Source organism: Mesorhizobium sp. M7A.F.Ca.ET.027.03.2.1 (assembly GCF_003999175.1).
Classification (GTDB): Bacteria; Pseudomonadota; Alphaproteobacteria; order Rhizobiales; family Rhizobiaceae; genus Mesorhizobium.
Genome location: NZ_RZOM01000263.1, coordinates 1 through 6,383 on the forward strand (window position 1 = coordinate 1; position 6,383 = coordinate 6,383).

Annotated in this window: 9 protein-coding genes and 1 pseudogene; 5 read left to right on the forward strand and 5 right to left on the reverse strand. The window is 62.0% G+C overall.

What is annotated here, in order from left to right; translation table 11 throughout:
* The first annotated feature begins 83 nt into the window (after positions 1-83).
* Genes EN750_RS13795 through EN750_RS13810 form a run of 4 tightly spaced genes read left to right on the forward strand, consistent with a single transcriptional unit; the run spans position 84 to position 2,814 of the window.
* Positions 84-971, forward strand: a complete 888-nt coding sequence (locus tag EN750_RS13795; RefSeq protein ID WP_189526191.1) for an MBL fold metallo-hydrolase — start codon at positions 84-86, stop codon at positions 969-971.
* On the forward strand, positions 968-1,981 hold the full coding sequence (locus tag EN750_RS13800; RefSeq protein WP_127396742.1) for a fumarylacetoacetate hydrolase family protein: 1,014 nt from the start codon (positions 968-970) through the stop codon (positions 1,979-1,981). Before EN750_RS13795 ends, EN750_RS13800 begins: the two co-directional genes overlap by 4 nt.
* Positions 1,982-1,985: 4 nt before the next feature.
* Positions 1,986-2,273, forward strand: coding sequence for a hypothetical protein (locus tag EN750_RS13805; RefSeq protein WP_127270135.1), 288 nt, complete (start codon positions 1,986-1,988; stop codon positions 2,271-2,273).
* A gap of 4 nt (positions 2,274-2,277) precedes the next feature.
* The gene (locus tag EN750_RS13810; protein ID WP_127396743.1) at positions 2,278-2,814 is read left to right on the forward strand and encodes a DinB family protein; all 537 of its coding nucleotides are present in this window, start codon (positions 2,278-2,280) and stop codon (positions 2,812-2,814) included.
* Here the strand turns inward: EN750_RS13810 and EN750_RS13815 are convergent.
* Together EN750_RS13815 and hppD are read right to left on the reverse strand one after the other, a co-directional pair.
* Positions 2,811-2,999 (reverse strand): type II toxin-antitoxin system prevent-host-death family antitoxin, encoded by a 189-nt coding sequence (locus EN750_RS13815; RefSeq protein WP_127270132.1) that lies wholly within the window; start codon positions 2,997-2,999, stop codon positions 2,811-2,813. The genes EN750_RS13810 and EN750_RS13815 overlap by 4 nt on opposite strands.
* A 57-nt stretch (positions 3,000-3,056) precedes the next feature.
* Positions 3,057-4,172 (reverse strand): 4-hydroxyphenylpyruvate dioxygenase, encoded by a 1,116-nt coding sequence (gene hppD, locus EN750_RS13820; protein ID WP_127396744.1) that lies wholly within the window; start codon positions 4,170-4,172, stop codon positions 3,057-3,059.
* 139 nt (positions 4,173-4,311) lie between these two features.
* Here hppD and EN750_RS13825 point away from each other — a divergent pair, with 139 nt between their 5' ends.
* Positions 4,312-4,779: an Lrp/AsnC family transcriptional regulator gene (locus tag EN750_RS13825; RefSeq protein WP_127270128.1), complete on the forward strand. Its 468-nt coding sequence runs from the start codon at positions 4,312-4,314 to the stop codon at positions 4,777-4,779.
* A gap of 11 nt (positions 4,780-4,790) precedes the next feature.
* Here EN750_RS13825 and EN750_RS13830 read toward each other — a convergent pair whose 3' ends face one another.
* The 3 genes and pseudogenes from EN750_RS13830 to EN750_RS40705 all read right to left on the reverse strand — a co-directional run.
* The gene (locus EN750_RS13830) at positions 4,791-5,129 is read right to left on the reverse strand and encodes a TIGR01244 family sulfur transferase (RefSeq protein ID WP_127270126.1); all 339 of its coding nucleotides are present in this window, start codon (positions 5,127-5,129) and stop codon (positions 4,791-4,793) included.
* A gap of 149 nt (positions 5,130-5,278) precedes the next feature.
* Positions 5,279-6,220 (reverse strand): zinc ABC transporter substrate-binding protein AztC, encoded by a 942-nt coding sequence (gene aztC / locus EN750_RS13835; protein WP_127396745.1) that lies wholly within the window; start codon positions 6,218-6,220, stop codon positions 5,279-5,281.
* 27 nt (positions 6,221-6,247) lie between these two features.
* Positions 6,248-6,383 (reverse strand): annotated as a pseudogene (locus tag EN750_RS40705) (metal ABC transporter permease); the annotation flags it as partial.

Here is a 6,383-nt window from a genome sequence, read left to right on the forward strand (position 1 = left end):
GACAATTACATCGACTGCTGGGCGGATCTGAAGAAGCGTTTCAACGGCACGCCCGAGGGCGACTGGTCTTGAGCACCGAGCCAATGCCGGATCGGCTGGTGCTTTTGGGCTCGAAGGGCGGCCCTGCGCTGCGGCCAGGCGGTCCGTGGCCGAGTTCGTCGCTGCTGCAGATCGGAGGCCGCAGCATCGTCGTCGACTGCGGGCTTGGCGTGACGCGCGGTCTGGTCGACGCGGGCATCGGCCTGAAGGCGCTCGACCTGATCTTCATCACGCATCTGCACTCCGACCATGTCCTGGAACTGGGGCCGTTGATCCACACCGCCTGGACGGCGGGTCTGGCCACGCCCGTCGGCGTCTTCGGTCCGCCCGGCACTGGCCACTACTGGCGGCGCTTTTGCCAGGCGATGGAGTTCGATATCGAAATCCGCATCGTCGACGAGGGCCGGCCGGATATTCGAGGCCTGGTTTCGATCGTCGAATTCGGGGAAGGCCAGGTACTCGAGCAGGGCGGCTTGACGGTTTCGGCGCTGCGCGTCGAGCATCCGCCGGTGACCGACTGTTTTGCCCTGCGCTTCGAACACGGCGGGAAAAGCGTGGTGTTCTCAGCTGACACGGTCTTTTATCCGCCGCTCGCGGAGTTCGCCCGGAGTGCGGATATCCTCGTCCATGAAGCCATGCTGGAGGAAGGCATCGAGCGGCTGGTGGCCAGGACCGGCAATGGCGCGCGGCTGAAAGACCACCTGCTCGCCAGCCACAGCTTTGCCGAAGAGGCCGGCAGCATCGCCAGCGATGCCGGCGTCAAGAGACTGGTGCTCAATCATCTCATTCCGGCCGACGATCCCGGGATCGGCGAGGCCGATTGGACTGCCGCTGTCAGGAAAACATGGGCCGGCGACTTGACGATCGCCCGCGACGGTCTTGTTGTGGGCTTAAGCAGCGCCAAAGCTGCAGCAGGAGAGGAAACCGCATGAAGCTTGCCACATTGAAGGACGGGACGCGCGATGGAAAACTCGTCGTCGTCTCGCGCGACCTGACACGCTTCACAGACGCCTCGTTCCTGGTGCGCACGCTGCAGGCGGCGCTCGACGACTGGCGCCGCATCGCCCCGCATCTCGCGACAATAGCGGAATCGCTTGAGAACAATGCGATGCCGGCGGAGCGCTTCCACGAGCATGACGCCCACTCGCCGCTGCCGCGCGCCTATCAATGGGCCGACGGCTCGGCTTATGTGAATCATGTCGAACTGGTGCGCAAAGCGCGCGGCGCCGAGATGCCTGCGAGCTTCTGGACCGACCCGCTGATCTACCAGGGCGGCTCGGACGCTTTCATTCCGCCACGCGATCCGATCCGCATGGCTGACGAAGCCTTCGGCATCGACATGGAAGGCGAAGTCGCCGTCATTGTCGACGACGTGCCGATGGGCGCCAGTGTCGATGAGGCGCGCGCGGCGATCCGGCTGGTCATGCTGGTCAATGACGTCACGCTGCGCGCTCTCACCGGACCGGAACTGGCCAAAGGTTTCGGGTTTTTCCAGTCAAAACCGTCCTCGGCGTTTTCGCCTGTCGCGGTCACGCCGGACGAACTGGGTGACGCCTGGGACGGCGGCAAGGTCAGCCTGCCGCTGCTCGCCGATCTCAACGGCAAGCCGTTCGGCCGCGCCAATACCGGTATCGACATGACCTTCGATTTTCCGGCGCTGATCGTTCACGCAGCAAGGACACGGCCATTGGCGGCCGGCACGATCATCGGCTCGGGGACCGTCTCCAACAAGCTCGACGGCGGGCCGGGCAAGCCTGTTTCGGCCGGTGGCGCTGGCTATTCCTGCATCGCCGAACTGCGCATGATCGAGACCATTGTGTCAGGCGAACCCAAAACGCCGTTCCTGCGCTTCGGCGACACGGTGCGCATCGAGATGAAGGACAAAACCGGGCATTCGATCTTCGGCGCCATTGAGCAGAAGGTCGAGAAATACGAGAGGTAAGGGCATGACGGGGGACTATCTTCTGGCCGGTGTCTGGGCACTCGCCATACTGGCGGTCTTCATCCAGGCGATCCGGCTGAGCTACCGCATTGAGGCGCGATCGCCCGGCCTGACCAACCGCAGCGGCTTTCCGCGCAAGGCGATGATGTTCCACACCATCACCAACATGAACGTCGCGCGCGACGAGGAAACGCAAGCCATGCGGCGGCGCATGAACCGGCTTCTGCTGATCGTTCTTGCCGGATTCGCGATCATGGGGGCAGGCTTGCATCTGATGCGGGCAGGGGGATGATCTCGTGAACCTGCTCGACCATCTGCGCCGTATGGCCGGCAACAATCTGTGGTCGAACGACCGGCTCTACCGCGCGGTGCTGTCGCTCCAGCCAGGTGAGTTCGAGGCCGAACGCACCAGCTTCTTTCCATCGATCAAGGCGACGCTCAACCACATCCTTGCGGTCGATCTTCTCTATCTCGATTTTCTCGAAGAGGGTGGTCTCGGTGCTGCCGCCCATGACGACTTCGTGCCCCTCGACGAGCCGGGGGCGTTGTTTGCGGCGCAGGTCGCAGTCGACCGGCGGCTGATCGCCTTTTGCGATAGACTGTCGGCCGACGACCTCGATCGGCAGGTTATCACCGACCGGCGCGAGGACGGCATGATCCCCGAGCGCATCGGCGACATCCTCGCCCATGTCTTCCTGCACGACATCCATCATCGCGGCCAGGTGCACGCCATGCTTTCGGGGACGTCGGTCAAGCCGCCGCAACTGGATGAGTTCTTGCTCGATTATGATTTGAAGCTGAGGGAGAGAGAGGTCGAGCGGTTGGGGCTCTAATTAATCGTCAAGCCGCTCGGCCCTTTCAGAGCAGCGGTGGCGCCGATAGGTCTTTCCTTGCCGGGGGGCGGCAAGAGACGCGCTACGACCCTGCCGCGCCGGGTGATTACGATCTCCTCGCCGGCATTTGCACGCCTGACGAGTTCCGACAGTTTGGCTCTGGCTTCCGTAATAGAGACGTGCACGGCTCGACCTCGCTAGGCCCAACCTTAAGCCAAAGCCGGGCCGCAGCGAGAGTAACCTTACGCCGCTTTGCCGTCCACCTTGATCACCCCGCGCTTGATCTGGTCCTGCTCGATCGATTCGAACAGCGCGCGGAAATTGCCCTCGCCAAAACCTTCGTCGCCCTTCCTCTGGATGAACTCGAAAAAGATCGGCCCGATCACGGTTTTCGAAAAGATCTGCAGCAGGATCTTGGTCGTGCCGCCATCGACGACGCCTTCTCCATCGATCAGGATGCCGTGCTTCTTCATGCGCTCGATCGGTTCGTCATGGCCGTTCACGCGGTCGTACGACATGTCGTAGTAGGTCGCCGGCGGACCGGGCATGAATTTCAGCCCGTTCTCGGCCAGCCTGTCGGTGGCGGCATAGATCTCGTCGGTGCCGACAGCGATGTGCTGGATGCCCTCGCCATTGTATTTCTTCAGATACTCGGCGATCTGGCTGGTCTCGTCCTTGGACTCGTTGAGCGGAATGCGGATCTTGCCGCAGGGCGAGGTGATGGCGCGGCTCACCAGGCCGGTGATCTTGCCGTCGATGTCGAAGAAATGGATCTGCTTGAAGCCGAACAGATTGCGGTAGAAATCCCACCATTTGTCCATCTGGCCGCGATAGACATTGTGGGTCAGGTGATCGAGATAGTAGAAGCCGACGCCTTCCGGCCGTGGGTCGCGAGCGCCCAGCCATTCGAACTCGGCATCATAGGCCGAACCCTTCTTGCCGTAGGTCTCGATGAAGTAGAGCAGCGAGCCGCCAATGCCGATGATTGCTGGCACGTCGAGCGCTTTGTCGGCGCCTTCGTAAGGCGTGGCGCCCTTGGCAACCGCATGATCGAAAGCGTGTTTGGCATCCACCACCCGCCAGGCCATAGACGCAGCACAGGGGCCGTGCTTGTCGGCGAACTTCATCGCATGCGAGCCGGGCTCGGCATTGACGACATAGTTGATGTCGCCTTGGCGCCAGATGGTGATGTCTTTTGTGCGGTGCTTGGCCACCGCGACATAGCCCATACGGGTGAACAGTTGAGCCAGTTCTTCCGGTTCCGGATGCGCGAATTCGACAAACTCGAAACCGTCGGTGCCGGCGGGGGTGTCCTTGCTGATCGTGGCGGGCGGGGCGTCGTGCGGGAAGGGACCCATGATATTCCTCCGAAAGCTGGCCTGGCCTGAAAAGGCTCGTCTTGCACGATCATAACGCGGAGGAGGCGCACGGTGCTTGCATTCAAACGCTTGAAATGATGATGTCATGCGTGAAGCGTGCATGATGTGAGGAAAAACCATGGATGAGGCGCGCATTGACCAGTTTGACCGCAAGATAATGGCGCTGTTGCAGGGTGATGCGCGGCTGACCAACAACGATCTTTCGGAGCGGGTGAACCTGTCGGCGTCGCAATGCTCGCGCCGCCGCCAGCGGCTGGAGGAGGACGGCTTTATCAAGGGCTATCGCGCCGTTCTCGACCGCGACAAGCTCGGTTTTTCCCTGGTCAACGTCATTTCGGTGACGCTCGCCACGCACAACCGCGACAATGCAAGGCGCTTCGGCGAGCTGGTGGCGCGGCTGCCCGAAGTGCAGGAAGCGCACGCGCTGACCGGTGAGATGGATTACATCCTGAAAGTGGTGACGCCCGACCTGAAGTCGCTGTCGGAATTCGTCAACGGCGTGCTCCTGCCACACGAATCCGTGCAGCACGTGAAGACGGCGATCGTGCTGGAGACGTTGAAGGAGACCGGCGCGCTGCCGATTTAAGCCCTGGCCGTTCAGCCCTTCGACTGCTGGATCAGCCCATAGAGATTGGTGCAGCGCGCGCCGGACCGGCAATAGGCGAAGACCGGGCCGTCGAGTTCGTCGAGCGCTTCGGCCTGATCCTCGACATTCTCGGCGGTGATCTGGCCGCTGATCACCGGAATGTAGCGGAAAGCGAGCCCTGCGGCTTCCACCGCCGCCTTGACGGTGTCGGCAGAAGGCTGGCCGGGCTGTTCGTCATCGGGCCGGTTGCAGATGACGCTCTTGAAGCCGGCTTCCTTGATGGCGGCGACGTCCTCAGGCTGGATCTGGCCCGAAACCGAATAGTCCTCGCTGATTTCGCGGTATTCCATGGCAGCATCCTCGCAAACTGGTCAGGTGGCAGTCTTGCCACTCCCCGACATGGGCGGCAATCCGTACCGAGGGAATTCTCTGCCAAATAGACACTGCGTGACGGAAAATCCAACCGGGCCGAGCGGCCCGGCTGGACAATCCTTCAAACTCAGCTGCCGAGAATGGCGCCTTTGATCTGACGGATGTTGTTGTGCATCATGTCGATATAGGTCGCGGCCGGGCCGTCGGGCTGCGACAGCGCATCCGAATAGAGCGTGCCGCCGACCTTGATGCCGGTTTCGCTGGCGATCTGTTCGATCAGGCGCGGGTTGGTGATGTTCTCGACGAAGATCGCAGCCGCCTTGTCCTGCTTCACTTGATTGACCAGTTTGGCGACGTCTGCGGCGGATGGCTCGGAGTCGGTCGAGATGCCTTGCGGAGCGAGGAAGGTCAGGCCGTATGCGTGTTCGAAATAGCCGAAGGCGTCATGCGAGGTGATGACGACGCGTTTGCTCTCCGGGATTGAGGCGATCGCCGCTTTCACTTCGCCTTCGACCGCGTCGAGCTTCTTCGTGTAGGTGGCGGCATTGGTCTGGTAGCTGACGCAGCCTTCCGCATCCGCCGCGCAGAAAGCCTCGGCGATGTTCTTCACGTAGATCCTGGCATTGGCGATCGACTGGAAGGCGTGCGGATCGGTGACCGTCTTGCCGCCGCCGGTGCCGGCACCTTCGGCCGCGTCGGCATCGGCGAATTCAGGTTTGAAATCGATCGGCGTCACGCCCTTGGTCAAGGTGATGATAGACGCCTTGGTGGCGCTGGCATCGACCAGCCGCTGCAGGAAACCTTCGAAATGCAGGCCGTTGACCAGAACGATGTCGGCCTTGGCCATGGCCACCGCATCGGCCGGGCTAGGCTCGTAGACATGGGCGTCGCCATCCGGCCCGACAATGGTGGTGACATGGATACGGTCGCCGCCGACATTTTTGGCGAAATCGGCAATGACGGTGAAGCTAGCGACCACTTTCAGCGGTGCCGCCAAGGCCGACGATGCGCCAAAGGCGGTTAATGTTATAACGCTCATCGCCAGGGCGGCATGGATCGATTTCAGCATAGACGGGTCTCCTTCTAGGGGCGGGGATCAGGCCGTTCTGTGACGGTGATGGATGATGCGCGCGCGCAGAATGCCGCGCGTGCCAAACAGGATCGAGGCGAAATAGACGACGCCGGCCGACAGGATGATGGCCGGGCCGGATGGCAGCGACGCGTGATAGGAC